Source organism: Actinomadura sp. NPDC049382, assembly GCF_040677125.1.
GTDB classification, from domain to species: domain Bacteria; phylum Actinomycetota; class Actinomycetes; order Streptosporangiales; family Streptosporangiaceae; genus Spirillospora; species Spirillospora geliboluensis.
Window position 1 is genome coordinate 89,450 of record NZ_JBFARO010000015.1, and the last position, 26,823, is coordinate 116,272.

24 protein-coding genes are annotated in these 26,823 nt (G+C 74.1%); 12 read left to right on the top strand and 12 right to left on the bottom strand.

Annotated features, from left to right (window positions below; translation table 11 throughout):
• Positions 1-22 precede the first annotated feature (22 nt).
• The 6 genes from rhaI to AB0K34_RS12815 all read right to left on the bottom strand — a co-directional run bounded on the left by rhaI (position 23) and on the right by AB0K34_RS12815 (position 6,382).
• Positions 23-1,189: an L-rhamnose isomerase gene (gene rhaI, locus AB0K34_RS12790; protein WP_364547910.1), complete on the bottom strand. Its 1,167-nt coding sequence runs from the start codon at positions 1,187-1,189 to the stop codon at positions 23-25.
• Positions 1,190-1,199: 10 nt separating this feature from the next.
• On the bottom strand, positions 1,200-1,517 hold the full coding sequence (locus tag AB0K34_RS12795; RefSeq protein WP_364547943.1) for an L-rhamnose mutarotase: 318 nt from the start codon (positions 1,515-1,517) through the stop codon (positions 1,200-1,202).
• A 70-nt stretch (positions 1,518-1,587) separates the two neighbouring features.
• Positions 1,588-2,673, bottom strand: coding sequence for a rhamnose ABC transporter substrate-binding protein (gene rhaS / locus AB0K34_RS12800; protein WP_138634444.1), 1,086 nt, complete (start codon positions 2,671-2,673; stop codon positions 1,588-1,590).
• Positions 2,674-2,730: 57 nt separating this feature from the next.
• Positions 2,731-3,729 carry an ABC transporter permease gene (locus tag AB0K34_RS12805; protein WP_138634441.1) on the bottom strand — a complete coding sequence of 333 codons (999 nt, stop codon included), beginning with the start codon at positions 3,727-3,729 and terminating at the stop codon, positions 2,731-2,733.
• Positions 3,726-4,844 carry an ABC transporter permease gene (locus AB0K34_RS12810; protein WP_138634438.1) on the bottom strand — a complete coding sequence of 373 codons (1,119 nt, stop codon included), beginning with the start codon at positions 4,842-4,844 and terminating at the stop codon, positions 3,726-3,728. Before AB0K34_RS12810 ends, AB0K34_RS12805 begins: the two co-directional genes overlap by 4 nt.
• On the bottom strand, positions 4,844-6,382 hold the full coding sequence (locus tag AB0K34_RS12815) for a sugar ABC transporter ATP-binding protein (RefSeq protein ID WP_138634435.1): 1,539 nt from the start codon (positions 6,380-6,382) through the stop codon (positions 4,844-4,846). Before AB0K34_RS12815 ends, AB0K34_RS12810 begins: the two co-directional genes overlap by 1 nt.
• Positions 6,383-6,686: 304 nt before the next feature.
• On the opposite strand from AB0K34_RS12815, the gene AB0K34_RS12820 reads away from it, so the two are divergent.
• From AB0K34_RS12820 to AB0K34_RS12855, 8 genes are all read left to right on the top strand, one after another.
• Positions 6,687-7,751: a substrate-binding domain-containing protein gene (locus AB0K34_RS12820; protein ID WP_240807207.1), complete on the top strand. Its 1,065-nt coding sequence runs from the start codon at positions 6,687-6,689 to the stop codon at positions 7,749-7,751.
• Positions 7,748-8,461, top strand: a complete 714-nt coding sequence (locus AB0K34_RS12825) for a (Fe-S)-binding protein (RefSeq protein WP_138634429.1) — start codon at positions 7,748-7,750, stop codon at positions 8,459-8,461. The genes AB0K34_RS12820 and AB0K34_RS12825 overlap by 4 nt, the downstream gene beginning before the upstream one ends.
• Positions 8,458-9,912: a LutB/LldF family L-lactate oxidation iron-sulfur protein gene (locus tag AB0K34_RS12830; protein WP_364547917.1), complete on the top strand. Its 1,455-nt coding sequence runs from the start codon at positions 8,458-8,460 to the stop codon at positions 9,910-9,912. The genes AB0K34_RS12825 and AB0K34_RS12830 overlap by 4 nt, the downstream gene beginning before the upstream one ends.
• Entirely contained in the window at positions 9,909-10,529 is a 621-nt protein-coding gene (locus AB0K34_RS12835; RefSeq protein WP_138634426.1) for an LUD domain-containing protein, read from the top strand. Before AB0K34_RS12830 ends, AB0K34_RS12835 begins: the two co-directional genes overlap by 4 nt.
• Positions 10,526-11,959, top strand: coding sequence for a rhamnulokinase family protein (locus AB0K34_RS12840; protein ID WP_138634422.1), 1,434 nt, complete (start codon positions 10,526-10,528; stop codon positions 11,957-11,959). Before AB0K34_RS12835 ends, AB0K34_RS12840 begins: the two co-directional genes overlap by 4 nt.
• A 255-nt stretch (positions 11,960-12,214) precedes the next feature.
• Complete coding sequence (locus tag AB0K34_RS12845; protein ID WP_364547921.1) at positions 12,215-15,151, top strand: AAA family ATPase; 2,937 nt, start codon at positions 12,215-12,217, stop codon at positions 15,149-15,151.
• 134 nt (positions 15,152-15,285) lie between these two features.
• A complete protein-coding gene (locus tag AB0K34_RS12850) occupies positions 15,286-16,380 on the top strand; it encodes an alpha/beta hydrolase (protein WP_364547924.1) in 1,095 nt (364 codons plus the stop codon).
• 3 nt (positions 16,381-16,383) lie between these two features.
• A complete protein-coding gene (locus AB0K34_RS12855; RefSeq protein WP_364547927.1) occupies positions 16,384-18,885 on the top strand; it encodes a GMC oxidoreductase in 2,502 nt (833 codons plus the stop codon).
• 152 nt (positions 18,886-19,037) lie between these two features.
• On the opposite strand, the gene AB0K34_RS12860 is transcribed toward AB0K34_RS12855, so the two are convergent.
• From AB0K34_RS12860 to AB0K34_RS12870, 3 genes are all read right to left on the bottom strand, one after another.
• Complete coding sequence (locus AB0K34_RS12860) at positions 19,038-19,484, bottom strand: SRPBCC family protein (protein ID WP_301176419.1); 447 nt, start codon at positions 19,482-19,484, stop codon at positions 19,038-19,040.
• 148 nt (positions 19,485-19,632) lie between these two features.
• On the bottom strand, positions 19,633-20,058 hold the full coding sequence (locus AB0K34_RS12865; RefSeq protein WP_301176420.1) for a PPOX class F420-dependent oxidoreductase: 426 nt from the start codon (positions 20,056-20,058) through the stop codon (positions 19,633-19,635).
• Positions 20,059-20,122: 64 nt separating this feature from the next.
• On the bottom strand, positions 20,123-20,830 hold the full coding sequence (locus AB0K34_RS12870) for a hypothetical protein (protein ID WP_301176421.1): 708 nt from the start codon (positions 20,828-20,830) through the stop codon (positions 20,123-20,125).
• 429 nt (positions 20,831-21,259) lie between these two features.
• Here AB0K34_RS12870 and AB0K34_RS12875 point away from each other — a divergent pair, with 429 nt between their 5' ends.
• Genes AB0K34_RS12875 through AB0K34_RS12885 form a run of 3 tightly spaced genes read left to right on the top strand, consistent with a single transcriptional unit; the run spans position 21,260 to position 23,276 of the window.
• Positions 21,260-21,748 (top strand): sigma-70 family RNA polymerase sigma factor, encoded by a 489-nt coding sequence (locus AB0K34_RS12875; protein ID WP_217711826.1) that lies wholly within the window; start codon positions 21,260-21,262, stop codon positions 21,746-21,748.
• The gene (locus tag AB0K34_RS12880; RefSeq protein ID WP_364547933.1) at positions 21,745-22,467 is read left to right on the top strand and encodes a zf-HC2 domain-containing protein; all 723 of its coding nucleotides are present in this window, start codon (positions 21,745-21,747) and stop codon (positions 22,465-22,467) included. Before AB0K34_RS12875 ends, AB0K34_RS12880 begins: the two co-directional genes overlap by 4 nt.
• Positions 22,468-22,523: 56 nt before the next feature.
• Positions 22,524-23,276 (top strand): hypothetical protein, encoded by a 753-nt coding sequence (locus AB0K34_RS12885; RefSeq protein ID WP_301178246.1) that lies wholly within the window; start codon positions 22,524-22,526, stop codon positions 23,274-23,276.
• Here the strand turns inward: AB0K34_RS12885 and AB0K34_RS12890 are convergent.
• Both AB0K34_RS12890 and AB0K34_RS12895 read right to left on the bottom strand, forming a co-directional pair.
• Positions 23,273-24,067, bottom strand: a complete 795-nt coding sequence (locus AB0K34_RS12890) for an ABC transporter permease (protein WP_338072660.1) — start codon at positions 24,065-24,067, stop codon at positions 23,273-23,275. The two genes, AB0K34_RS12885 and AB0K34_RS12890, sit on opposite strands and share 4 nt — an antisense overlap.
• The gene (locus AB0K34_RS12895) at positions 24,064-25,023 is read right to left on the bottom strand and encodes an ATP-binding cassette domain-containing protein (RefSeq protein WP_301178247.1); all 960 of its coding nucleotides are present in this window, start codon (positions 25,021-25,023) and stop codon (positions 24,064-24,066) included. Before AB0K34_RS12895 ends, AB0K34_RS12890 begins: the two co-directional genes overlap by 4 nt.
• 93 nt (positions 25,024-25,116) lie before the next feature.
• Between AB0K34_RS12895 and AB0K34_RS12900 the strand changes: the two genes are divergently transcribed.
• On the top strand, positions 25,117-25,866 hold the full coding sequence (locus AB0K34_RS12900; protein ID WP_301178248.1) for a TetR/AcrR family transcriptional regulator: 750 nt from the start codon (positions 25,117-25,119) through the stop codon (positions 25,864-25,866).
• Here the strand turns inward: AB0K34_RS12900 and AB0K34_RS12905 are convergent.
• A partial coding sequence (locus tag AB0K34_RS12905; RefSeq protein ID WP_364547938.1) for an ATP-dependent helicase C-terminal domain-containing protein occupies positions 25,853-26,823 on the bottom strand: 971 nt, incomplete at its 5' end. The two genes, AB0K34_RS12900 and AB0K34_RS12905, sit on opposite strands and share 14 nt — an antisense overlap.

Below are 26,823 nucleotides of genomic sequence, written 5' to 3' on the forward strand. Positions count from 1 at the left end.
CGGTTCGGTCTCCTTCACCTGTTCAGGCGCCCCAGCCGGCGGCGTGGCCGTCCTTGCGCTCGGCGACGACGCGCTCGTAGTAACCGGACGCCTTGTAGGCGGCGACCGGGTCCGGGTGCAGGCCCATCTCCTCGCGCAGCTCGGCGAGCAGCGGGCGGACGTCGGTGTTGTAGGCGTCCATGAACACCGCGTTCGCCTCAAGGACGTCACCGGCCTCCTGCGCGGCGCGCAGCGCATCGGCGTCCACCAGCAGCGCCTTCGCGGTGGCCTCCTGCACGTTCATCACCGAGCGGATCTGGCCCTGGATCTTCGGCTCGATGTTGTGGCACTGGTCGAGCATGAACGCCACGCCGGTCGCGGCGTCGTAGCCGCCGCCGCGCACCACCTCGTACATGATCCGGAACAGCTGGAACGGGTCGGCGGCGCCCACCATCAGGTCGTCGTCGGCGTAGAAGCGGGAGTTGAAGTCGAACCCGCCGAGCTTCCCTTCGCGCAGCAGGAACGCCACGATGAACTCGATGTTGGTGCCGGGCGCGTGGTGCCCGGTGTCCACCACGACCTGCGCCTTCGGGCCGAGCTTCACGCAGTGCGCGTAGGAGGCACCCCAGTCCGGCAGGTCGGTCATGTAGAACGCCGGCTCGAACAGCTTGTACTCCAGCAGGAACCGCTGGTCGTCGCCGAGCCGCTCGTACACTGCGGCCAGGGCCTCGGCCATCCGGTCCTGGCGGGCGCGGATGTCGTCCTGCCCCGGGTAGTTGGTGCCGTCGGAGAACCACAGCTTCAGGTCGCGCGACCCGGTCTGGTCCATGATGTCGACCGCTTCGAGCAGGTGGTCCAGGGCCTTGCGGCGGACGGCCGGGTCGGGGTTGGTGACGCTGCCGAGCATGTAGTCGTCGTCCTGGAACACGTTGGTGTTCACCGCGCCGATCCGCACGCCGCGCTCCTCGGCGTGCGCGGCCAGCGCGGCGTAGTCGTCCACCCTGTCCCAGGGAATGTGGACGGCCACGCTGGGCGCGACGCCGGTGAACCGGTGCACCTGCGCGGCGTCGTCGATCTTCTCCTGCGGGGTGCGCGGCACGCCCCGCTGGGCGAAGACCTTGAACCGGGTCCCCGAGTTCCCGTACGCCCACGAGGGAGTCTCGATCTGCTGGCGGCGCAAGGCGTCCTTGACCGCGCGGGTGTCTGTCACGAGTTACCTCTCAATCCAAGTGGAAGACCTCGTCGAGCGGCCGCATGCCCTCATCGGGGCGGCCGTCGAGGTCCTCGAAGTACTGCGCCATCTCCGCCTGCCACCGGGCGTTCACCTCGGTGCGGGCCATCGCCTCCTGGGCGGCCTCGAAGTCGTCGGTCTCCAGGTAGCCGACGAGGAGGCCGTCCTTCCGCAGGAACAGCGAGTAGTTGTGCCAGCCGGAGTCGCGCAGGGCGGTGAGCATGTCGGGCCAGACCGCCTGGTGGCGCAGCTTGTACTCCTCCAGGCGGTCCTGCCTGACCTTCAGCAGGAAGCAGACGCGCTTCATGCGTTCGGACATGCGATCAGTCCCTCTGTGGGGGGGACGACCCCCCACACCCCCCGGTTCGCTCCGCTCATCAGAAGTGGTACTGGTCGATGTTCTTGGCGTCGAACACCGTGGGCGGGCCGAGGATCACCTCGCCGTTGGCGCCGATCGTGCGCTCGCCGAGCTTGCCGGCCGTGAACTTCTCGCCCTGCGCGCCGGTGATCTGGCCGGACGCCAGCGCCGCCGCCGCGTAGGAGGACAGGTAGCCGAGGTTCTTGGGGTCCCAGAGCTCGAACTCCTTGACCGTGCCGTCCTTGACGAACTTGCGCATCTGGTCGGGGGTGCCGAGGCCGGTCAGCGCGACCTTGCCCTTGTACTTGGAGCCGGAGATGTAGCGGGCCGCGGCGGCGATGCCGACCGTGGTCGGCGAGATGATGCCCTTGAGGTTCGGGTACGCCTGCAGCAGGCCCTGGGTCTGCTGGAACGACTTCTGGTCGTCGTCGTCGCCGTAGGCGATCTTGACGAGCTTCATCTTGGCGTACTCGGGCTTCTTCAGCTCGTCCTGCATGAACTTGATCCAGGTGTTCTGGTTCGTGGCGTTCGCCGTCGCCGACAGGATCGCGATCTCGCCCTCGTGGCCGATCTGCTCGGCGAGCAGCTTGACCTCGCTGCGGCCGATCTCCTCCGAGCTCGCCTGGTTGATGAACACGTCCCGGCACTCGGGGTTGGTGTCGGAGTCGTAGGCGACGATCTTGATGTTCTTGGCCATGGCCTGCTTGAGCGGGCCGCACACCGCGTTCTCGTCGTTGGCGGCGATCAGGATCGCGTCGTGGCGCTGCTGGACGAGCGTGTTGATGTAGGAGACCTGGGAGGACGCGGACGCGTCGGACGGGCCGACCTCCTTGGCCTCGCCGCCGAACTCCTTGGCCGCCTCGATGCCGGCCTTGTCGACGATCGTCTCGTACGGGTTGTTGACCTGCTTGGGCAGGAACGCCAGCTTCAGGCCCTTCTTCAGGGGCGCGTTCGGGTTCGCGGTGGCGTTGCCGCCGGCCGCCTTGGCGTCCCCGGAGTCGGAGTCGTTCTTGGTGGTGCCGCCACAGGCGGCCATGCTGAGGGCCAGGACGCTCGCCGTGGCGACGGCCGCCAGCCGGCGCGGGACGCGCGGACGAATGGTCATCACGATGCCTTTCGGGGGTGCGGTGGGACGCGGCGGGGGGACGTGTCTCATGGAGGGTCAGGGGGCGGCGGCGGGAGCCGCGGGTCGCGCGCCCCGCCGCCTGCCTCGGGTCTCGCGGACCACGGCGATCAGCCGCGGCGTGAGGACGCTGATGATGAGCAGCAGCCCGGTGACGATCGACTGGACCTCGGTGGGGACGTCGTTGAGCATCAGCAGGTTGCGGAGCAGGCCGATGAGCAGCACGGCCGCGATGACGCCGCCGAGGGTGCCCTTGCCGCCGTCGAAGTCGATGCCGCCGAGCAGCACCGCCGCGATGACGGTGAGCTCCAGGCCGAGCCCGTTGTCGGCGCGGGCGCTGCCGTAGCGGAGCGTGTAGACGATGCCGGCGAACCCGGCGACCAGCCCGGACACCACGAACAGCAGCAGCTTGATGCGCTTGACGCGGATGCCGGCGAAGTAGGCGGCGTCCTCCTGCGCGCCGATCGCGAACAGCGACCGCCCGATGCCGGTCGCGTGCAGGACGACGCCGGTGACGACGGCGAGCACGACGAACAGCGCGATCGGGTACGGGATCGGCGTGCCCGGGATCGAGGACGTCGCCAGGTCGGTGTACGCGGCCGGGAACTCGGAGATCGCGCCGGTGCCGAGCGTGACGTAGGCGAGGCCCCGGTAGAGGGTCATCGTGCCGATCGTCACGGCCAGGGACGGCAGCCCGAGCTTCGTCACCAGCAGCCCGTTGACGAGGCCGCAGACCAGGCCGACGGCGAGCACGATCGGAATGATCGTCTCGATGGCCATGCCGCCGTCCCACATCTTGCCGGTGAGCGCGCTGCACAGGCCGAGGATCGAGGCGACCGACAGGTCCACCTGCCCGCACACGACCAGCAGCGTCATCGGCAGCGCGATCAGCGCGATCTCCGACAGGTCGTCCAGCGCGAACGACAGGTTGTCGTTGTTCGCGAAGTCGGGCGAGAACCCGGCGCCGCTCGCGAACACCAGGACCAGCAGGGCGGTGACGGCGGTCTCCCACCGCACCAGCCCTCCGAGGCGGCTCATGACCGTCCCTCCTTCTCCGCCGGGGCGGCCGCGGCCGGCTCGGCCGGGGCGGCGACGTCGCGGTGCGCGGACGATTCGAGCGACCGCTGTTTCAGCGCCCGGGTGACGCGCAGCGCCAGCAGCCGGTCGACGCTGATGGCCAGCAGCAGCAGGACGCCGGTGATCGCGTCCTGCCAGAACGAGTTGACCTTGAGCACCACCAGCACGCTGCCGATGGTGGTGAGCAGCAGCCCGCCGAGCGCCGCGCCCCACACGGTGCCGACGCCGCCGGTGATGGCGACGCCGCCGACGACGACCGCGGCGACGACCTTCAGCTCCCAGCCGTTCGCGGCGTCCGCGACGACGGTGCCGAAGCGGGCGAGCCACAGCACCCCGGCGAGGCCGGCGAGCGCGCCGCTGACGAGGTAGGCGGTGAGGACGCGGCGGCGGATCGGCACGCCGGCCAGGCGCGCGGCCTCCGGGCTGGACCCGATCGCGTAGAACTCGCGGCCGGCGGAGTAGGACCGCAGGTAGTACCCGGCCGCCAGCATCACCGCGACGGTGATGATCGGCAGGTAGGGGACGCCGAGGATCCCGTCGTTGCCGAGGCTCAGCACCGAGGCGGGCAGGTCGGCGGCGCCGATCTGCTCGCCGTGTGCGATGCGGTAGTCCAGGCCCTGGATCACGTACAAGGTGCCGAGGGTGACGACGAGGGAGGGGACCCGCAGGAAGCTGACGAGCAGGCCGTTGACCAGCCCGCAGACCAGCCCGATCGCGACGCCGAACACCAGGACGAGCACGACGTGGCGGTCGCCGCCGGCGGCGAACTTGCCGGCGCTGAACGCGACGAGCCCCACCAGGGAGCCGACCGACAGGTCGATGTTGCGGGTGACGACGACGAGCGTCTGCCCGACGGCGAGCAGCACCAGGATGGAGGCGTTGAGGAAGATGTCCTTGACGCCCTGCCCGGACAGGAACCGCGGGTTCGCGATCGTCGTGGCGACGACGAGCACGACGAGGGCGCCGAGGATGCTCATCTCGCGGGCGCGCAGCACCAGCTCGACCAGCCGCCGGCCGCCGCCGGCGGAGCCGCCCGCCCCGCCCGGCCGCGCCGGACTCTCCGTGAGCACGGTCATCAGGCCGCCTTCCCCGTCCCCGCACGCCCGGTCGCGGCGGCCATCACGTTCTCCTCGGTCGCGTCCGCGCGGGCGATCTCGGCGGTGAGCCGGCCCTCGTGCATGACGAGGATCCGGTCGGCCATGCCGAGCACCTCCGGCAGGTCGGAGGAGATCATCAGCACCGCGAGGTCCTGCGCGGCCAGCTCCGACAGCAGCCGGTGCACCTCGGCCTTGGTGCCGACGTCGATGCCGCGGGTCGGCTCGTCCACGATCAGCACGGTGGGCTCGGTGGCGAGCCACTTGGCGAGCACGACCTTCTGCTGGTTGCCGCCGGACAGGACGCCGACGGCGTCGCTGAGGCGGGCGTACTTGAGCTGGAGCCGCAGCGCCCAGTCGGCGGCGCGGTCCCGCTCGACCCTGCGGGAGATGAGCCCGCCGCGCCCGGTGGCGCGGCGCAGCGTCCTCAGCTGGGTGAGGCCCATGTTCCGCTCGATGGACATGTCCATGACGAGGCCCTGCTGGCGGCGGTCCTCGGGGACGAGCGCGAGCCCCGCCGACATCGCGGCGGTGGGGCTGCCGGCCGGCAGCGCGCGGCCCGCGACCTCGACGGCGCCGGCGTCCCAGCGGTCCACCCCGAAGATCGCGCGGGCGACCTCGCTGCGGCCGGCGCCGACCAGCCCGGCCAGCGCGACGATCTCGCCGCGGCGGACCTCGAAGGAGACGTCGGTGAAGGCGCCCTCGCGGGTGAGGCGGCGCACCGTCAGCGCGACCTCGCCGGGCGTCACGTCCTGCTTGGGGTAGAGCGCGTCGAGGTCGCGGCCGACCATCCGGCGGACGAGGTCGTCGGGGGTGAGGTCGGCGACCATGTCGGTGCCGACGTAGGCGCCGTCGCGCAGGGTGGTGACGCGCTGGCACAGCTCGAAGATCTCCTCGAGCCGGTGCGAGATGAACAGCACCGCGCAGCCCTGCTCGCGCAGCGTGCGGGTCACCGCGAACAGGCGGGCGACCTCCTGGCCGGTGAGCGCGGCGGTGGGCTCGTCCATGATGAGCACGCGCGCGTCCCGGGAGATGGCCTTGGCGATCTCGACGACCTGCTGGTCGGCGATCGACAGGCCGCGGGCGGGCTGCTGCGGGTCCAGCGCGACGCCGAGCCGCTCGAACAGCTGCGCCGTCCGCGCGTGCATGGCGCGGCGGTCGATGCGGCCGAGCGCGGCGCGCGGCTGGCGGCCCATGAAGATGTTCTCGGCGACCGACAGGTCGGGGAACAGCGTGGGCTCCTGGTAGATGACGGCGACGCCCGCGGCCTGCGCGTCGGCGGGGCCGTGGAAGGCCGCCGGCTCCCCGTCCACCCGCACCTCGCCCGTGTCGGGGCGGTGCACCCCTGCGAACGTTTTTACGACCGTGGACTTGCCGGCGCCGTTCTCGCCGGCGAGCGCGTGCACCTCGCCCGCGTGCAGCTCCAGCGTGACGCCCTGCAGGGCGCGCACGGCGCCGAACGATTTGCTGACGTTGACCAGGGCCAATGTCGGCGGTGCCGACCGGCCGGGTGCACTCATGTCGGCCCTCCTCGCGGGGGACGTCGGTTTCCGGGGGATGAAAAACGTTTTAACTTGATGTTGCGGAGGACGCTAGATGTGAGCCGGGACACCCGTCAAGAGGGAAGCTTGCGGCCGGCCCCGCCCGAGGCTGCGAAAACCCCGTCCGGGCAAGGGCCCGCACGTTTTTCGAAGTCACCTCCGGCCGGGACCGGCCAGCGAGGTTTGCCCGTCCACCGGGCCCGATCCGGGGTTGACACGTTTTAATGACATGTCCCAGAGTGAGCGGCGACACAGGCGGCGGACCGGACCGGGGGCACACGGATTGAGCACAGACGACACCGGCCGTCCCGAGCCGCTGAGCAGGACGGTCGGCATCAAGCAGGTCGCGGCGCGCGCCGGGGTCTCCCCGGGCACCGTGTCCAACGTGCTCAACCGGCCCGAGCGGGTGGCGGCGGCGACCCGCGCCCGCGTCGAGCAGGCGATCCGCGAGCTCGGCTTCGTCCGCAACGGCTCGGCGTCCACGCTGCGCGCCGGGCACAGCAGCACGATCGGGCTGATGGTCCTCGACCTCGCCAACCCGTTCTTCACCGACGTGGCGCGCGGCGTGGAGGAGGCCGCCAGCGAGCGCGGCTACGCGGTCATCCTGTCCTCCTCGGGCGAGTCGGACGAGCGGGAGCAGCGCAACCTGCGGGTGTTCGCCGAGCAGCGGGTCCGCGGCGTGCTGCTGACCCCGGTCGGCGACGACGGCGAGACCGCCGACCGGCTGCGCGACCGCGGCGTCCCGGTGGTGCTGCTCGACCACCCGACCCCGCGCGCCAACCAGTGCTCGGTCGCCGTCGACGACGTCGCGGGCGGGGAGCTGGCCGCCGGCGAGCTGCTGGACGCCGGCGCCCGCACGCTGGCGTTCGTCACCGGGCCGACGGTGCTGCGCCAGTGCGCCGACCGCCGCAAGGGCGCGCTGCGGGCGCTGCGCGCCGCCGGGCTCGGCCGCGACGCGCTGCGCGAGGTCGCGGTCGGCGCGATGAACGCGCGGGGCGGGCAGGAGGCGGCGCGGCGGCTGCTGGAGGCGGGCCCGCCGCTGCCGGACGCGATCTTCTGCGCCAACGACCTGCTCGCGCTCGGCGTGCTGCGCGTGCTGCTGCAGGCCGGGATCAAGGTGCCGGGTGACGTGGCGCTGATCGGGTACGACGACATCGAGTTCTCGGCCGCGGCCGCCGTCCCGCTCAGCTCGGTGCGGCAGCCCACCTACCAGCTCGGCCGCATCGCGACCGAGCTGCTGCTGGAGGAGTGCGACGAGTCGGGCGGGCACGCCCACCAGCAGGTCATGTTCCAGCCCGAGCTGGTGGTCCGCGAGTCCAGCCGGTCGGCCCTTGGAGGCTCCCCGTGAAAGTCGCGCTGTTCCTCACCTGCGTCAACGACACGATGTTCCCGGGGACCGGCAAGGCGATGGTGCGGCTGCTGCGGCGCCTCGGCCACGACGTCGAGTTCCCCGAGTCGCAGACGTGCTGCGGGCAGATGCACCTCAACACCGGGTACCGGCGGCAGGCGCTGCCCCTGGTGAAGGGGTTCGCCGAGACCTTCGAGCCCTACGACGCGGTCGTGACGCCGTCGGCGTCGTGCGGCGCGATGATCCGCGACTGGCACCCGCGGCTCGCGCCCCGCACGGCCGGGGTCGCCTCGCGGGTGTACGAGCTGTCGGAGTTCCTGGTCGACGTCCTCGGCGTCACCGACGTCGGCGCCTACTTCCCGCACCGCGTCACCTACCACCCGACGTGCCACTCCCTGCGGATGCTGCACGTCGGCGACCGCCCGCTGCGGCTGCTGCGCGAGGTGCGCGGCATCGACCTGGTCGACCTGCCGGACGCCGCCGAGTGCTGCGGGTTCGGCGGGACGTTCGCGCTGAAGAACGCCGAGGTGTCGGCGGCGATGTGCGCCGACAAGGTCACCGCCGTGCGGGAGACGAGGGCCGAGGCGCTGTGCGCGGCCGACAACTCCTGCCTGATGCACATCGGCGGGGCGCTCACCCGCACCCGCGCCGGGGTGCGGACGGTGCACCTCGCCGAGATCCTCGCGTCCACCGAGGAGGACCCGTCATGAGTTCGTCCGCCATGCCGACCTACGTCGGAATGCCGTCGTTCCCCGACGCCGCCCGCCGGGCGGTGGCCGACGCGCGGCTGCGCGGCAACCTCGCGCACGCGACCACCACGATCCGGGAGCGGCGCGCCGGCGCCGTCGCGGAACTGGCCGACTGGCCCGCGCTGCGCGAGGCGGGCAAGCAGATCAAGGACCACGTCCTGGCGAACCTCGGCCACTACCTGCCGCTGCTGGAGGAGAAGGTCACCGCGGCCGGCGGCACCGTGCACTGGGCGCGGGACGCCGCCGAGGCCAACCGGATCGTCGCCGACCTCGTGAAGGCGACCGGCGAGACCGAGGTCGTCAAGGTCAAGTCGATGGCGACGCAGGAGATCGGCCTCAACGAGTTCCTCGCCGAGGAGGGCATCACCGCCTACGAGACCGACCTCGCCGAGCTGATCGTGCAGCTCGGCGACGACCGGCCGTCGCACCTCCTCGTCCCGGCCATCCACCGGAACCGGTCCGACATCCGCGACATCTTCCTGCGCGCGATGGAGGACGCCCCCGCCGGCCTGACCGACTCCCCCGCCGCGCTCGCGGAGGCGGCGCGGCGGCACCTGCGCGCCAAGTTCCTGTCGGCGAAGGTCGGGGTGTCGGGCGTGAACTTCGCCGTCGCCGACACCGGCACCCTCGTCGTGCTGGAGTCGGAGGGCAACGGGCGGATGTGCCTGACGCTCCCCGAGACGCTGATCTCGGTGATGGGCGTGGAGAAGATCGTGCCGAGCTGGCAGGACCTGGAGGTGTTCCTGCAGCTGCTGCCGCGCTCGTCCACGGCCGAGCGGATGAACCCCTACACCTCCACCTGGACGGGCGTGGCGCCCGGCGACGGCCCGCGCGACTTCCACCTCGTCCTGCTGGACAACGGCCGCACCGACACCCTCGCCGACGAGGTGGGCCGGCAGGCGCTGCGCTGCATCCGCTGCTCGGCGTGCCTGAACGTGTGCCCGGTCTACCAGCGCGCGGGCGGCCACGCCTACGGGTCGCCGTACCCGGGGCCGATCGGCGCGATCCTGTCCCCGCAGATCCGCGGCATCGGCTCGGACGTGGACGCGTCCCTGCCGTACGCGTCGTCGCTGTGCGGCGCGTGCTTCGAGGCGTGCCCGGTCGCGATCGACATCCCGGAGGTGCTGGTGCACCTGCGGGCCCGCGCCGTGGAGAAGGGCCCGCGCCATCCGCTGGAGCAGGTGGCGATGACGGCGGCCGGGTGGACGCTGCGCTCCCCCACCCGGCTCGGGCTCGCGCAGCGCGCCGCGTCCGCGAGCCGCAGGGTCGTGGCGCGCGGCGGCCGGATCCGGCGGCTGCCGGGGCCGCTGAACGCCTGGACCGAGACGCGGGACGCGCCCGCGCCGCCGCCGGAGTCGTTCCGCGCCTGGGGGGCCCGGACCGACGGCGGCCGCACGGAGGAGGACGAGTGAACGCGCGCGAGGAGATCCTGCGCCGCATCGAGGGGATCACGCCCACCCGGCCGGCCGCCGAGGTCGCGGCGTCCTACGCCCGGATCGACCGCGGCTACCTGCGCCGCCACCACGAGGACGGCGTCCTCGACCTGTTCGCCGAGCGCGTCGCCGACTACCGCGCGACGGTGCTGCGGGCGCCGGCGTCCGAGGCCGCCGCGGCGGTCGCGGAGCGGCTCGCGGCCCGGCCCGGCTCCTACGGCGCTCCCGCCGACCTGCCCGCCGAGTGGACGTCGGAGGTGGCGGCGCCGCTCGTCCGCGACTTCTCCGTCGCGTCCCTGGACGGGCTCGCTGGCGCGGTCACCGGCTGCGCCGCCGCGATCGCCGAGACCGGCACGATCGTCCTGGACCACGGCGCGGGGCAGGGGCCGCGCGCGCTGTCGCTCGTGCCCGACTACCACCTGATCGTCGTCCGCGCCGAGCAGGTCGCCCCGGACGTGCCGGAGGCGCTCGAACGGCTCGACCCGTCCCGCCCGCTGACGTTCGTGTCGGGGCCGTCGGCGACGAGCGACATCGAGCTGTCCCGGGTCGAGGGCGTGCACGGGCCCCGCACGCTGGAGGTACTGGTCATCACATGAGCGAGGAGACTTTCGCGGCCGTCGACCTCGGCGCGTCGAGCGGCCGGGTGATGGCCGGGCGCGTCGGGCCCGGCGTGCTGGACCTGGCGGAGGTCCGCCGCTTCCCGAACCGGCCGGTCCGCGCCGGCGGCACCCTGTACTGGGACATCCTCGGCCTGTACGGCAACGTCCTGGACGGGCTGCGCGCCGCGCCCGCCGGGCTCGCGTCGGTCGGCATCGACTCGTGGGCGGTCGACTACGGCCTGCTCGACGCGGAGGGGCGGCTGCTCGGCAACCCCGTCCACTACCGCGACGCCCGCACCGACGGCGTGATGGACCGGGTCCGCGCCGACCTCGGCGACGACCTGCTGTACCGGACGTCCGGGCTGCAGTTCCTGCCGTTCAACACGATCTACCAGCTGGCGGCCGACGACCTGTCGCGGGCGGCCACGCTGCTGCTCGTCCCGGACCTGCTGGCCTACTGGCTGACGGGCGATACCGGCGCCGAGCGCACCAACGCCTCGACGACGGGGCTGCTGGACGTCCGCGACGGCACCTGGTCGCAGGACCTGCTGGACCGGCTCGACCTGCCCGCGAAGATCCTCCCGCCGCTGCGCGACCCCGGCGAGGCCATCGGGACGCTCCGCCCGGACGTGGTGGCCGAGACCGGCCACGCCGGCCTCCAGGTCACGGCCGTCGGCTCGCACGACACCGCGTCCGCGGTCGCCGCCGTGCCCGCCGCCACCGGCCGGTTCGGCTACATCTCCTGCGGCACCTGGTCCCTGGTCGGCGTCGAGCTGGACGCGCCCGTCCTGTCCGAGGAGAGCCGCGCCGCGAACTTCACCAACGAGGGCGGCGTCGACGGGACCGTCCGCTACCTGCGCAACGTGATGGGCCTGTGGCTGCTGCAGGAGTCGCTGCGGACCTGGGGGAACCCGGACCTGCCCGCCCTGCTCGCCGAGGCGGCGCGGCTGCCGGGGCTGCGCTCCCTCATCGATCCCGACGACCCGGAGTTCCTGCCGCCCGGCGACATGCCCGCCCGCATCGCGGCGCACTGCCGCCGCCGCGGGTTCCCCGTCCCGGAGACGCGCGCCGAGACCGTCCGCTGCGTCATGGACAGCCTCGCCCTCGCGCACCGCGCCACCCTGCGCGCGGCGGCCCGGCTGTCGGGGCGCGAGATCGAGGTCGTGCACCTGGTCGGCGGCGGCAGCCGCAACGACCTGCTGTGCCGGCTGACCGCCGACGCCAGCGGCCTGCCGGTGGTGGCGGGGCCGGTCGAAGCGACGGCCCTCGGCAACGTCCTGGCGCAGGCCCGTGCCCGCGGAGTGGTCGGTGACCTGGCCGAAGCCCGCGCGCTGGTCGCCGCCACGCAGGACCTCCGCCGCTACGCCCCGTCCGGCGACGAGACCCGCTGGCGGGAGGCCGCCGTCCGCCTCGGCCTGGAGTCCTGACCCGCGCGGCGCGATGTCACGGTCACGGGACGGTTTACCCACCCGAGGTTGACATGGGGCCTGGGAGGGACGTTCATAGCTATGTACATACGGTCACGAAGGAGGCCGGGCCGAGCGGGTAAGACGCAGGCCGGGGCGTGTTGTCCCACCTTATTGACGTTTTACCCGATAGGGTGAATCCCGCCAATTCTCAGGACCGCAACAAAGAAGCATCGTCACGGCGTATCGGCCGCCTGTCGCTGTTGGGGTGTGGACATGGAGGGTCGTGCGGCCCGCGACGCCGGGGGCTCCGGCAACGCTCCGCTCGTGGGGCGACGGGACGCGCTGCGGGAGATCGACCGCGCGCTCGACGCGGCCGAGGGCGGCTACGGCTTCGTCGCGCTGGTGGGCGAGCCCGGCGCCGGCAAGACCCGGCTGCTGAACGAGCTGGCCGACGGCGCGATCGCCCGCAAGCTGCCCTTCGTGGCCGGCCGCGCGGCCGAGTTCGAGCAGGAGATGCCGTTCGGCGCCGTGGTCGACGCGCTCGACGACCGCCTCGAGGAGCACTCCCTCGACCTGCCGCCCGCCGCGCTGCGGCTGCTCGGCACCGTGTTCCCCGCGCTCGCCGACCTGTCCGGCGACCCGCCCGCCGCCTCCCCCGAGTCGCACGTGGCGCGGTACCAGCTGCACCGCACGGTCCGGCACCTCCTGGAGGCGCTGGCCGAGCCGTCCGGGCTGGTCCTGATCCTGGACGACCTGCACTGGGCCGACGACGCGACGATCGAGCTGCTCGACCACCTCGTCCGGCACCCGCCGCGCGCCCGGGTGCTGGTCGCGGTCGCCTACCGGCCCGCGCAGGCGTCGCCGCGGCTGGCGGCGCTCGTGGACGCGGCCGGCCCGCAGGGCGCGCGGGTCGCGGTCTCCCCGCTCACCCAGAGCGAGGTCCGCGAGTTCCTCGGCCCGGACGTCGGCCACGCCCGGTGCGAGGCGCTGTTCAAGGCCAGCGGCGGCAACCCGTTCTACCTGGAGGCCCTGGCCAAGATGGCCGACGGGGCCGCGCCCGCGGCGGGCGGCGGCCTCGACCGGCACTGGGAGAAGGGCGTCGCGAACCTGACCGAGGTGCCGCCGGCGGTGCGGGCGGCGTTGCAGGTCGAGCTGAGCGCGCTGCCGCCGCAGGCGCTGCTGATGGCGCGCGGCGCCGCGGTCGCCGCGGACGTGTTCGAGCCCGCGCTCGCGGCGGTCGCCGCGGAGATGGAGCAGCACGCCGCGCTCACCGCCCTGGACGTGCTGACCGGCCACGACGTGGTGCGGCCCGCGCCGGGCGGCCGGTTCCGGTTCCGCCACCCCCTCGTCCGGCACGTCGCCTACGCCTCGACGGCCGCGGGCTGGCGGATCGCCGCGCACTCGCGGGTGTCGGAGCGGCTGGCCGAGCTCGGCGCCCCGGCGGCCGTGCGCGCCCACCACGTGGTGCGGTCCGCGCGGTTCGGCGACGCCGCGGCGATCTGGACGCTGGTGGAGGCCGCCCGCGCCGTCGGGCGGCAGGCGCCCGCCACCGCCGCGTACTGGCTGCAGGCCGCGCTCGACCTGATGCCCGGCGCCGCCGACGAGTCCTACCCCGACCGGGTGGAGCTGCTGGTCGAGCTGGCCCAGGTGCAGGCCCTCAGCGGCCACGCCGAGGAGGGCCGGGAGACCGCGCGCACCCTGCTCGGGCTGCTGCCGCCCGACGACACCGTCCGCCGCGCCCGCACCGTGCACATGTGCGCGATCATGGAGCGGCAGCTCGGCCGCATCCACGAGGCCCGCGCCCTGGTGCTGGACGAGCTGCGCCGCATCACCGACCGGCAGACCCCCGAGGCGGTGCTGCTGCGCATCCGGCTCGTCGCCGACCGGATCCAGCGCATCGACACCCGCGGCTCGCACGCCATCCTGGAGACCATCCCCGAGACCGCCCCCGGCTGGGGTCCCGGCCTCACCGCGGCCGTCGCGGCGATGCGCCCGATGGTCGCCTACGGGCGCGGCGAGGTCGGCGAGGCGATCGCCTACGCGCAGACCGCCGACCAGCTGTTCTCCGCCGCGTCCGACAACGAGTTCGCCGACTGCCTGGACTGCTTCGCCTGGCTGGTGTTCGCCGAGTCGTTCCTCGGCATGTACGACGAGGCGCTGCGGCACGCCGAGCGGCTGGTGTCGATCACCCGCACGACGGGGCAGACGTTCGTGCTCGGCTACATGCTGTCGGGCCAGTCCCGCATCCTCGCCCAGCTGGGCCGGCTGGAGGAGGCCGCCGCCGTCGCCGACGAGGCCACCGCGGTCGGCCGCGACCTGCGCTCGCAGGAGGTGCTGGCCTACGGGCTGATCCAGCAGTGCCTGACCGCGTCCTGGACGGGCGACCACGAGCGGGCGCTGCGGGCCGGGGACGAGGCCGTCGCCAACGACACCGGCTCGGGCGAGTGGTGGACGCACATGGCGCACGTCGCCCGCGCCCTCGCGGTGATCAACGAGGGCCGGCTGGAGGAGGGCGCGACCGCGCTGATCGCCGCGTGCGGGGACGGCACCGCCGGCCTGGACTTCAGCACCCTGCTGATCTGCGCGGAGGCGCTGGCCGCCGTCCGCGCCGCGCAGGACGACGCCGCCGACGCCGCGAAGTGGGCGGACATCGCCGAGGCGATCACCGACCCGCTGCTGACCGGCGACACCGGCCTGGCCCGGCTCACCCGCGCGCACGCGCTGCGCGCCGCCGACCCGGCCGCGTCCGCCGCGCTGGCCGCGGAGGCCGCCGACCTGCTCGCCAAGGCCGGGCGGCGGCCGGAGGCGGGCCGCGCCGAACTGGCCGCCGGGCTCGCGCACGCCGCCGCCGGCGACCGCTCCCGCGCCCGCGACCGGCTGCGCGCCGCCGCCGAGGTCTTCGAGGCGTGCGGGATGAAGGGGCTGCTGGCGCAGGTCGCCCGCGAGCAGCGCCGGCTCGGCGTCCGGGTCCCCGCCGCCGGGTCCGCCGCCGGCAAGGGCGCCAAGGGCCGCAAGGACCTGCCGTTCGGGCTGTCCCCGCGCGAGCACGAGATCGCGCTGCTGGTCGCCGAGGGCAACAGCAACCAGCAGATCGCCGAGCGGCTCTACCTCAGCGTCCGGACGGTCGAGACCCATCTGTCCCGCGTCTTCGCCAAGATCGGCGTCTCCTCTCGGGTGGGCGTCGCGACCGCGATGAACCGTTCCGAGTAGATCAGACTCTTAGTTCACGTACGTCCCGTACGTCCAGCGGGTGAGCACGCACCCGTAAGTACGGGTTCTCCACGATGCCGCGCCGATATCCGCGTTTGGCAGGGTTGGAGCGTCAGGAAGCGGAGGAGAAGGACATGGATCAGCAGCGGATCGCGCGCTTCACGCACGCGGGCGTCGCCGACGCCGAGGTGTCCGTGCACCCCTTCGCGACCGGCGACGGCCTCGGCCTGAACCTGACCCGGTTCCGCCGGAACGACTGCGACGACGTCGTCCTGCTGGTGCACGGGCTGACGACCTCCAGCGACATGTTCATCATGCCGGAGCACGCCAACCTCGTGAACCACCTGCACGACGCCGGGTTCGGCGACGTGTGGGCGCTGGACTTCCGGATCAGCGGCCGGTTCCCCTACAACTCCGAGACCGCGCGCCACAACCTCGACGTCATCGCGCTCCACGACCACCCGGGGGCGCTCGCCGAACTGCGGCGGCACATCGGGGACCGCCGGGTCCACGTGATCTCCCACTGCGTCGGCGCGATCTCGTTCTCGATGGCGCTGTTCGCCGGCACCGTCACCGGCGTCACCAGCCTGGTCTGCAACAGCGTCTCCCTCACCCCGCGCACGCCGCGCTGGTCGAGGATCAAGCTCGGCTACGGCCCGGCCCTGATGGAGTACGTGCTCGGGCCCTGCCACCTGGACCCGAGGTACGGGAACGCTCCAGTGCTCACGCGCGGCTGGATGCTCGCCAAGGCCGTCGCGCCGTTCCACCGCGACTGCGACGAGCCCGCCTGCCACATGCTCAGCTTCATGTGGGGCGGCGGCAAGCCGATCTACACGCACGAGAAGATGTCGCCGGTCACGCACGGCCGGCTGCCCGACCTGTTCGGGGCCTGCAACGTCAACTACTACCGGCACCTGCACGCGATGGTGAAGGCCGGCCGCGCGATCAAGCACCGCCCGCGCGACCCCCGCCTCGCGGCCCTGCCGGACGACTACCTGTCGCGCGCCGCCACGGTCACGACGCCGATCCTGTTCCTCACCGGAGACCGCAACCACGTGTTCACCGACTCCAACATCGTCTGCCACCGGACGCTCGAGAAGTCCGCGCCCGGCCTGCACGAGCTGGCCGTCCTGCCCGGCTACGGCCACCAGGACCCGTTCATGGGCGCCGCCTCCGACACCGAGGTGTTCCCGCAGGTCGTCGACTTCCTCAAGCGGAAGGCGGGCTGAGGGATGAGCGGAGCGGAGCACGCCGACGCCGTCGTGGTCGGGTCCGGGTTCGGCGGGTCCGTCGCGGCGTACCGGCTGGCGGAGGCCGGGCAGTCGGTCGTCCTGCTGGAGCGCGGGCAGCCGTACCCGCCGGGGAGCTTCCCCCGCTCGCCCGCCGAGATGGGCCGCGCGTTCTGGGACCCGGCCGCGGGCCTGTACGGGATGTTCGACGTCTGGAGCTTCAAGGGCTGCGACTCGGTGGTGTCGTCCGGGCTCGGCGGCGGGTCGCTGATCTACGCGAACGTGCTGCTGCGCAAGGACGAGCGCTGGTTCGTCACCGACCTGCCCGGCGGCGGCCACCACCCGTGGCCGGTCACCCGCGCCGACCTCGACCCGCACTACGACGCGGTCGAGGCGATGCTCGGCGCGACGCCGTACCCGCTGGAGCAGGTCCCGTTCGACGACACCCCGAAGACGCACGCCATGCAGGACGCGGCGGCCGAGCTCGGCCTGCAGATCACGCTGCCGCCGCTCGCGGTCAGCTTCGCGGCCCGGCCCGGCGGCACGCCGGGGCTGAGCCTGCCGATCGCCGACGCCGGCTACGGCAACATCCACGGCGCCGGGCGGCGGACGTGCAAGCTGTGCGGCGAGTGCGACATCGGCTGCAACGAGGGCGCCAAGAACAGCCTCGACCACACCTACCTGTCGGCGGCGGCGCACCACGGCGCCGACATCCGCACCTCCCGCGAGGTGAAGGCGATCCGGCCGCGCGACGGCGGCGGGTACGAGGTCGACTACGTCCACCACGCCGACCTGGCGGCGAAGAAGAGCCGCCCGCCCGTCCAGACGATCACCTGCGACCGGCTGGTCCTCGGCGCCGGCACCTACGGCACGGCGTTCCTGCTGCTGAAGTCGCGGGACGCCTTTCCGGGCCTGTCGGAGGCGCTCGGCACCCGGTTCAGCGGCAACGGCGACCTGCTGACGTTCCTGCTGCGCGCCAAGGACCGCAACCGGGTCCGGCCGCTGAACGCCAGCCGCGGGCCGGTGATCACCACCGCGATCCGGCTGCCGGACGAGCTGGACGGCGTGCCCAGCGCGGGCCGCGGCGCCTACATCGAGGACGGCGGCTACCCGGGGTTCACCGACTGGATCGTCGACAGCCTCGACCTCGGCAACGACTTCGAGCGGGCCGTGAAGTTCCTGTGGAACCGGTTCACCGAGTTCTTCAAGGACGCGCCCGACACGAACCTGTCCAAGGAGCTGTCCGACCTGATCGGCGACGGCGCCCTGACGGTCAGCTCGCTGCCGCTGCTCGGCATGGGCCGCGACACCGCGGACGGGCGGCTGCACCTGAGGGGCGGCCGACTCGCCGCCGACTGGACGGCCGAGACCAGCGAGGCGCTGTTCAACCGCGTCCGCAAGACGATGCGGGGGATCGCGGACGTGCTCGGCGCCGACTACGCCGACAACCCGATGTGGTTCCGCAAGCGCATCATCACCGTCCATCCGCTGGGCGGCGCCCCGATGGGGGGCCACCCGGGCGAAGGCGTCTGCGACGCCTTCGGCGAGGTGTTCGGGTTCCCGGGCCTCTACATCGCCGACGGGGCGGCGATGCCGGGACCGGTGGGCCCGAACCCCTCGCTCACGATCGCCGCGCACGCCGACCGGATGGCGACGCGGCTGCTCGACGGGGCGTCCGCACAGCGTCGTGCGGCGGCCCCGACCGCCACCGTCCCGTCTGCCACGGGGGCCGAGCCGGCCGGGGGAGCCGGCTCGCTGGACGGGGCGGGGAACGGCTCGGCGTACGGCCCGGGGCGGGGGGAGTGGGGGGTCGCCCCCCCACAGGAGCCCCGCCCGGGGCGGGGGGAATCCCGCCCGGTCTCGGGGGACCACGGCGGCACACGGGGACCGTCCACCGTGGTCGCGGGCCGTACGTCGCTGTCGTTCACCGAGGAGATGAAGGGGTTCGTCACCTACGGGGAGACCGACGCGCGGATCGGCGAGCTGGCGGAGGGGCGCATGCCCCTGTCGTTCCGGCTGACGATCACCGCGGCGGACACCGACCGGTTCCTCGCCGACCCCGAGCACGAGGCGAAGGCCGAGGGGTGGGTGGACGCCGGCGGGCACGGGGGCCGCTGCCCGGTCGAGCGGGGCACGTTCAACCTGTTCGTCGCGGACGGCCCGGACGACCGGCGGCTGATGAAGTACCGGCTGTTCTACACCGACGGTGAGGAGCGGCCGCGCACGCTGAGCGGGTTCAAGGACGTCCTGCACGGTCCGCCGACGCGGATCTGGCCGGACACCTCCACGCTCTACGTGCGGCTGCTGGACGGCCATGTCGACGCGGACGAGGAGGACGGCGCGGACGTCGTCGCGGCGGGGGTGCTGCACATCCGGCTGACGGACTTCGCGCGGCAGCTCACGACGTTCCGCACGGCCGGCCCGGACGGGGCGGGCAAGCTGCTCGACTTCGGCCGGTTCTTCGCCGGGGAGCTGTGGGAGGTGTACGGCCCGGATCCGGTCTGACCGGATCCGAAACGGGGGGCCAGGTTCGTGCAGGCCGAGGGAACTGCGGGGTGCTCTCGGCCTGCACCTTTTCGCCGGAGGCCGCGCGGGGGGTCGCGCGGTCTCCGGCCCGTTCGTGCGCGGGCCGGCTCGCGGCGGTCAGATCGCGGCGGTCAGATCGCGGCGCGGCGGGCGGGGCAGTCGGCCGGGCAGTGCTCCAGGTGCGCGGGCAGCCAGCGGGTGAACGCCTTCAGCATGAGCCGCAGCAGCGGCGCGATCAGCGGGCGGGTGCCGGGGACCAGCGGCTCGAACACCGCCTCCCAGCGGATGGCGGTGCCGCCGTCGCGGGCCTCCAGGTGCACGTCGGAGCGGTAGCGGCGCAGCGGCAGCCCGGCCAGGGCGATGTAGCCGAAGTGCGTGTACGGCTCGTAGGCGACGGTCTGCTCGCTGGCGGGCCAGATCTTCTTGACCGTCCCGACGCCGTAGGTGGTGGTGTCGCCCTTGCGCGTCTGCTTGGCCGGCGTGGGGAACCGGCCCCAGGCGCCCCACGCCTCGGGGACGGCCAGGTGCCGGAACACCTCTTCGGGCGCGGCGCTGGTGGTGGCGGTGGCCTGGATCATCACCGCACCGTAGCCACCCGCGCTCCGCCCGCACAAGGCCGCCCCGGCCCCGCCCGGCGACCGGCCGGGGCCGCCCGTTTGAATCCGCCCGTTCAGACCGGCCCGTTCAGACCCGCCTGTTCAGACCGGCCCGTTCAGACCCGCCGGGTCAGACCTGCCCGTACAGCCGTTCGACGTGGAGGCGGACGACGAGTCGGCGGTCCTCGACCATGGCGCGGCGGTAGTCGTCCCAGTCGGGGTGCTCCTCGCCGCGGACGTCGCGGTACACCTCGATGAGCTCCTCCACCGCCGCGTCGTGCGGGTCGGCGGCGACGGCGGACAGCTCGGCGGTGCCCTCGGCGACGACCCAGGACCAGCCGTCGGGGGCGCTGACGTGCAGGCTGGCGCGCGGGTCGCGGGCCAGGTTGCGGGCCTTGGCGCGGTCGGCGGTGACCGAGACGCGGACGAGCCGGCGGGCCTCGTCGAAGTGGTAGTTGACGTTGGACAGCTGCGGCCGCCCGTCCCGCTTCAGCGTGGCCAGCACGCCGAGGTCGCGCTCGGTGAGCAGCTTCGCCAGCGCCGCGTCGTCCGCCATCGTCCGCCTCCTGGATGAGATCCGTTTCCGGGGTCAACCCCCGGCCGCCCCGTTCCCTTCCCCGTTACCGCGCCGCGAGCCGCGGGAGGGTCAGGACGCGCCCCTCGGGCGCCTCGGGGGCGGGCCGGGAGGCCGGCCCGCCCCGCGCCCCGGCGGTGCCCGGGGCCCGGCCGGCGGCGCGGCCGGTGTGGATGTGGCCGCGGAACACCGCGCCCTTCGCCGACACCTTGACCGCCTGGAACTCGCGCGGCGGCAGCGTGCAGAACCCGGTGCGGACGACGTCGTCGAACAGCGAGTCCGACACGACGTAGGCCAGGTCGCGGCCGGTGTCGCCGGACAGCAGCCGGCGCAGCGGCGTCGCGTCCAGCAGCCGCTGGACGGTGATGGGCGCGTCGCCGGCGGGCCCGAACGGCCCGGCGGTCAGCGTGCCGTGGTGCAGGGCCAGCCGCACCCGCAGCGGGTACCGGCCGCCGCCGGCCCCGTCGACGCCGTCGTTGACCTCGCGCAGTGCCTCGTCCAGCAGGATCACGAAGTCGCCGGCCACCGGCGCGGGGTCGGTCCCCTCCGGCAGCGTGGCGAGCTCGCCGTCCCCGCCGACCTGCTTGTCCCAGCGGGCGCGGTCGAGGCCGACGCCGCGCGCGGCGCGGTCGAGCGCGTCCGACAGCTGCCGCTGCGCGCGCAGCTGCTCGCGCGCGTCGCGCCTGCTGTAGCCCTGGATGTCCACCGCCACCAGCAGGCGGTAGCTGAGCTGCGCGTCCCCGTTTCCTTCCACTGTGCCGATCCCGCCCCTCGGTCTCTTCTGGGCAAATGGGCCCGATGCCCGCATTCGCTCCAAGCGTGGAGTGAGCGTTGCCCGCGTCCGGCGGCCGGATCGTGTCGCCGTCCCTTACGTCTCCTTGGACGCGCGCCGATGATCGTCGGCACCGAAAGGTAAGGAGAACGTCGCGAACAAGTAAGGGACGTTCCGGAAAATCCGGGGTGAACCGGGCCCAGGTTGAACCGGGCGGCGCCGGGATCGCGTACTGCCTCCCAGCGTGACACCCGACGCACGGTCACCGCGCCGTCCCGCCCCCGCACCCGCCCGGAGACCCCGATGGCCCACAGATCGCCGGCCGCCTCGGCCACCCGCGAACGCCCGCCCGGACCGTGGAGCTGGTTCCGCGGCCCGCAGCCCGCGGGCGGCGTGGACGACCAGGTGATCGTGACCGAGCTGTACCGCGTCTACGGGCGCCCGCTGCTGTCGTTCGTGCTGCGCCTGACCGGCGGCGACCGGCACTGGGCCGAGGACGTCGTGCAGGAGACCATGATCCGCGCGTGGCGCAGCGCGCACCAGCTCGACGAGAACGCGGCCTCGCTGCTGCCGTGGCTCGCGACGGTCGCGCGCCGGATCGTCATCGACGACCAGCGCCGCAAGAACGCACGGCCGCAGGAGGCGGGCGAGGGCCCGCTGGAGAACATGCGCGTGCCCGACGGGTTGGAGGATCTGCTGCGCTCCGTCGTCGTGTCCGAGGCCCTCCTCGCGCTGTCCCCCGCCCACCGCGAGGTCCTCAACGAGACCTTCTTCCGGGACCGGTCGGTCAACGAGGCCGCCAAGCACCTCGGCATCCCCGTGGGCACCGTGAAGTCCCGCGTCTACTACGCGCTCAGGGCGCTGCGCGTCGCACTGGAGGAGAGGGGCGTGACGCCTTGACCGCGGACATGCTGCACATCGACGTCGGCGCCTACGCCCTCGGGCTGCTGGAGGAGCCCGACCGCCGCGCGTTCGAGGCGCACCTGGCGTCCTGCGCGTCCTGCCACGAGGAGCTCGGCACGCTGCGCGGGGTCGCGCGGACGCTGGACGGGATCGGCCCGATCGCCGAGCCGGCGGGCGCGCCGCCCGTCCCGCCGGAGCCCGCCGTGGTCGCCGACCTGATGCGGCACCGGACCGCGCGGCAGCGCCGGCACCGGGCGGCGCGCGCGCTGGCCGCGGCCGCCGCCGGGGTGGTGCTGCTGGGCGGGGCGCTCGGCACCGGGTTCACGCTCGGCGCCGACCGCGAACCACCCCCGGCCGGGCAGGACGACGGGACGGCGGCGCTGCTGCGCGACGGGCACCGGACGTCGGCCACCGACGCGGGCACCGGCGTCACCGGGACGGTCGCCACGCAGGAGAAGGCGTGGGGCAGCCGGATCGCGATGCGGCTCGGCAAGGTCCGCGGCCCGCTGGAGTGCGAGCTGGTCGCGGTGGACCGGCGCGGCGAGGCGCACACGGTCGTCGGCTGGTCCGTCCCCGCCAAGGGCTACGGGCTGCCCGGGTCGCCGCAGCCGGCGCTGGCGCTGCAGGGCGGGACGGCGCTGCGGCCCGAGGAGATCAGCCGGTTCGAGGTCCGCACGATCGGCACGGGGCGGACGCTGCTCACCGTCCCCGCGTAGCGCGGCGCGGGGGCGCCCCGGACGGGCCGCTCCCCCGCGTCTCATAGGCTGGCGGGGTGAGTGCGAGCCGGTCTTCGACAGGCCCCGAGCTGATGCTGCCGGGGCTCCGCGAGGTGTACGCGGCCTACGTCCGGGAGGCGGACGCCCTCCCGGCGCTGCCCGGCCCGCTGCAGGCGGAGGTGTGGGCGTCGGCGCAGCTCGGCGCGCTGGAGGCCGCGGCCCCGCACGCGCAGGGGCGGCGCGCCGCGCTCGGCGACCTGATCGGCTGCCTGCGGGCGGCGGCGACGCCGGGGGCGCGGGCGTTCCTGGCCGCGATCGCCGCGATCGGCCCGGCGGAGGGCCGCAAGGCCGCGGGGCGCGCGGCCGCCGCGCTCGGCACGGTTCCGGCGGCGCCCTGGGAGGGGGCGCTCGGCGCCGTCGTGCCGGGCCAGGCGTGGCTGATCCAGGAGGGGCCGCTGGACGGCGACCGCCTGGTCTGCGAGTTCCGCTACGAGGGCGCCGGCACCGCCGGGATGCACGCCGTGGCCGTCCGGCTGTCCTACGGCGGCGCGCCCACCGAGATCGTGATCGTCGGGGACGTCCCGGCGCTGATGGGCGCGGCGCGGCAGGCGATGCAGGCCGAGCTGTGCGTCGTCCAGCCCTACGAGGCCGCAGCGGCCGGGAAGAGGCTCCGCGCCGCGCTGCCCGGCGCGGTCGCCGGGGGGCGTGGGGGGTCGTCCCCCAGCACGGCAGGCGGAGCGGAGCCCCTTCCCGAGGAGTGCTACCCGGCGCTTCCGCTGGCCCGGCACCGGGCGTCGGTGCTGCCCTAGCGGCCCATGGCGCGGTAGCGGCGCACCGACAGCGGGACGAACACCGCCGCGATCACCAGCGGCCACACCAGCGCCATCAGCAGGCTGTGCTGCGCCGCCCACGAGTCGCCGGTGACGGGTGAGCCGAACAGCTCGCGGCACGCGGTGACGGTCGCCGACATCGGGTTCCACTCGGCGATCGCACCCAGCCAGCCGGGCATGGTGTCCGGCGCGACCAGCGCGCTGGACAGGAACCCGATGGGCCACACCAGGACCTGCACGGCCGCCACCGACTCCGGCCCCTTGGCGAGGAGGCCGAGGTAGACGCCGAGCCAGATCAGCGAGAACCGCAGCAGCAGCAGGAGCCCGAACCCGGCGAGGGCCTTGGCTGCGCCGTCCTCCACGCGCCACCCGATCAGCACGCCGCACGCCGCCATCACGGCCAGCCCCGCCACCGAGTGGATCATGTCGGCGGCGGCGCGGCCGACCACGACCGCGGACGGCGACATCGGCATGGCGCGGAACCGGTCGGTCACGCCCCTGGCCGCGTCGCCCGCGACCCGCACGAACGTCTCCTCGACGCCGAACACCATGGTCAGGGCGAACATGCCGGGGACGATGAACGCGCGGTAGCTGCCGCCGCCGGGGACGTCCATCTGGCCGCCGAACAGGTAGCCCATCATCAGCACGACCATCACGGGGAACAGCAGCCCCATGGCGATCTGGCCGGGCTGGCGCGCCCAGTGGGCGAGGGCCCGGCCGGTGAGCGTCCGCCCGTCGGCGACCGCCCAGCGCATCGCTTGAACGCTCACGCGCCCACCTCCTGCTTGTCGTCGGTGAGGTGCAGGAACACCTCGTCCAGGGTCGGGCGGCGCAGCCCGATGTCGGCGACCGCGATGCCCGCGTCGTCCAGGGCGCGGACGGCCTCGGTCAGCGCGGCGGCCCGGCCGGAGACCGGGGCGCCGATCCGCAGCGCCTCGGCGTCCACGTCGACCTCCCCGGCCGCGACCCGGCCGACGATCCCGGCGGCGGCGGAGAGCGCGCCGGGGTCGTCCAGGACGACCTCGATCCGGTCGCCGCCGAGGCGCTTCTTCAACTCGTCGGGCGCGCCCTCGGCGATGACGCGGCCGCGGTCGATCACCGAGATGCCGGCCGCCAGCCGGTCGGCCTCCTCCAGGTACTGGGTGGTGAGCAGGACGGTCGTGCCGCCGTCGACCAGCGCGCGCACGGCGTCCCAGACCTCGCCCCGGCCGCGCGGGTCCAGGCCGGTGGTGGGCTCGTCCAGGAACAGCACCGGCGGCGCGAGGATCATGGAAGCGGCCAGGTCGAGGCGGCGCCGCATGCCGCCGGAGTACTCCCCCGCGGGCTTGGCGGCGGCCTCGGTGAGCCCGAAGCGCTCCAGCAGCTCGTCCGCCCGCCGCCGGGCCTCCTTGGCGCCGAGGTGGTAGAGGCGGCCGAACATGACGAGGTTCTGCCGCCCGCCGAGGACCTCGTCGACCGCCGCGTGCTGCCCGACGAGGCCGATGCTGCGCCGCACCTCCCCCGCCGCGCGGACGACGTCGTGCCCGGCGACCCGGGCGGTGCCCCCGTCCGGCCTGGCCAGCGTGGTCAGGACGCGGACGGCGGTGGTCTTGCCGGCGCCGTTCGGGCCGAGCAGCCCGTGCACGGTGCCGGCGGGCACGCGCAGGTCGAGCCCGGCGAGGGCCTCCTTGTCGCCGTAGCGCTTGCGCAGCCCCTCGGCGGCGACCGCGAGCGGTGGTCCGGCCATGCGCCCTCCAAAACTATGTACGTCGTACGGATTTACCATCGCGGCCAATATAACGTACGTCGTACAGAGTTTCATCCCTGAGAGGATCGGCGGGTGACCGAGTACAGCGGGAGCGGCGACCCCAAGCGCAGCCTGGAGCTGCTGTGGGGCGTCCAGGCGCCGCCCAGGCGCGGGCCGAAGCCGCGGCTGACCGCCGAGGAGATCGTCCGCACCGCGATCGCGCTGGCCGACGCCGAGGGCCTGGACGCGGTGTCCATGCGCCGCATCGCCGACGAGCTGGGCGTCTCGCCCATGTCGATCTACACCTACGTGCCCGGCAAGGCCGAGCTGGTCGACGTCATGGTCGACCGCGCCTTCGGCGAGCTGACCCCGCCCGCCGACGCCGCGTGGCGGGCCCGGCTGGAGCACATCGCCCGCGACAACTGGGCGCTGTTCCACCGGCACCCGTGGCTGCTGCAGATCACGATGGCGCGCCCGCCCATGGGCCCGAACACCCTCGGCAAGTACGAGTACGAGCTGCGCGCCGTGGACGACCTCGGCCTCACCGACCTGGAGATGGACTCGGTGGTCGCGCTCGTCACCGGGTTCGCCGAGAGCGCCGCCCGCGTCTCGGTCAGCGCCGCCGAGGCCGAGCGGCGCACCGGGATGAGCGACGAGCAGTGGTGGGAGTCGGTCGCCCCCGTGCTCGACACGCTCGTGGACGAGGCCGACTACCCGCTCGGGACCCGGGTCGGCACCGCGGCCGGGCAGGAGTACCGCGCCCCCGCCGCGCCGAGCCGCGCGTTCGAGTTCGGCCTCGCCCGCGTGCTGGACGGCATCGAGGTCCTGATCAGCTCCCGCTAGCCCGCTTCGTCCGCCTCGTCGGGACGGCGGTGGACGGGTCCTCGGGCCAGGGGTGCCTGGGGTAGCGGCCCCGCAGCTCGGCCCGCACCGCCCGGTAGCCCTCCCGCCAGAACGAGGCCAGGTCGGCGGTGACGGCGGCCGGGCGGCCCGCCGGGGACAGCAGGTGCACCACCAGCGGGACCCGGCCGCCCGCGAGGGCCGGCGCGGCGTCCCAGCCGAACAGCTCCTGCAGCTTCACCGCCAGGACGGGCCGCTCCCCCGAGTAGTCGACCCGGATCCGGGACCCGGTCGGCACCTCGACGCGCTCGGGGGCGTACTCGTCCAGCCGCTTGGCCTGGTCCCAGGGCAGCAGGCCGCGCAGCATGCCCGCGACGTCGATACGGGCGAGGTCGGCGCGGCGCCGGGCCCCCGCGAGCCACTCGGGGACCCGCTCCAGCAGCGCCGCGTCGTCGACGGCCGGCCACGGCTCGCCGAGCGCGGCGCGCAGGAACGCCAGCCGCTCCCGCAGCGCGACCGCGCCCGGCGTCCAGGTCAGCAGCCCGAGCCCTTCGGCGCGCAGGCCGTCCAGCAGCGCCGCCCGGAGCAGGCCGGGGTCGGGGTCGCGCAGCGGCCGGGCGGACAGCTCGATCGCGCCGAGCCGCTCGACGCGCCGCGCCGCCACGTCCCCGTCCCGCCAGGCGACCTCCTCGGCCGCGTCCAGCAGCGGCGCCGCCGCCGACCGCGCCACGTCCTCGCCGATCACCACGGCCTGCCGCACCCGCGCCGACGCCGACCCGGCCGGGCGGTCGGCCGCCGCGACCGCCAGCCACTCCGGCCGCGCCCCGGCGAGGGCCGATCCCTCCGCGAGCGCGGCGCCCGTCCCGGACGCCATCAGATAGCCGCTCCCCCGCCGCCGCGCCACCCGCTCGGGGAACGCCAGCGCCACGACCGTCCCCGCCGCGTGGTCGTCGCTCCGCC

Bases quoted from the DNA above. Each gene is read 5' to 3' on its own strand.
- rhaS (WP_138634444.1), bottom strand. From the start codon at position 2,673: ATGACCATTCGTCCGCGCGTCCCGCGCCGGCTGGCGGCCGTCGCCACG.
- AB0K34_RS12855 (WP_364547927.1), top strand. From the start codon at position 16,384: ATGAGCGGAGCGGAGCACGCCGACGCCGTCGTGGTCGGGTCCGGGTTC.
- AB0K34_RS12805 (WP_138634441.1), bottom strand. From the start codon at position 3,729: ATGAGCCGCCTCGGAGGGCTGGTGCGGTGGGAGACCGCCGTCACCGCC.
- AB0K34_RS12895 (WP_301178247.1), bottom strand. From the start codon at position 25,023: ATGGCCGGACCACCGCTCGCGGTCGCCGCCGAGGGGCTGCGCAAGCGC.
- AB0K34_RS12815 (WP_138634435.1), bottom strand. From the start codon at position 6,382: ATGAGTGCACCCGGCCGGTCGGCACCGCCGACATTGGCCCTGGTCAAC.
- AB0K34_RS12850 (WP_364547924.1), top strand. From the start codon at position 15,286: ATGGATCAGCAGCGGATCGCGCGCTTCACGCACGCGGGCGTCGCCGAC.
- AB0K34_RS12830 (WP_364547917.1), top strand. From the start codon at position 8,458: ATGAGTTCGTCCGCCATGCCGACCTACGTCGGAATGCCGTCGTTCCCC.
- AB0K34_RS12845 (WP_364547921.1), top strand. From the start codon at position 12,215: ATGGAGGGTCGTGCGGCCCGCGACGCCGGGGGCTCCGGCAACGCTCCG.
- AB0K34_RS12840 (WP_138634422.1), top strand. From the start codon at position 10,526: ATGAGCGAGGAGACTTTCGCGGCCGTCGACCTCGGCGCGTCGAGCGGC.
- AB0K34_RS12810 (WP_138634438.1), bottom strand. From the start codon at position 4,844: ATGACCGTGCTCACGGAGAGTCCGGCGCGGCCGGGCGGGGCGGGCGGC.
- AB0K34_RS12865 (WP_301176420.1), bottom strand. From the start codon at position 20,058: ATGGCGGACGACGCGGCGCTGGCGAAGCTGCTCACCGAGCGCGACCTC.
- AB0K34_RS12860 (WP_301176419.1), bottom strand. From the start codon at position 19,484: ATGATCCAGGCCACCGCCACCACCAGCGCCGCGCCCGAAGAGGTGTTC.
- AB0K34_RS12795 (WP_364547943.1), bottom strand. From the start codon at position 1,517: ATGAAGCGCGTCTGCTTCCTGCTGAAGGTCAGGCAGGACCGCCTGGAG.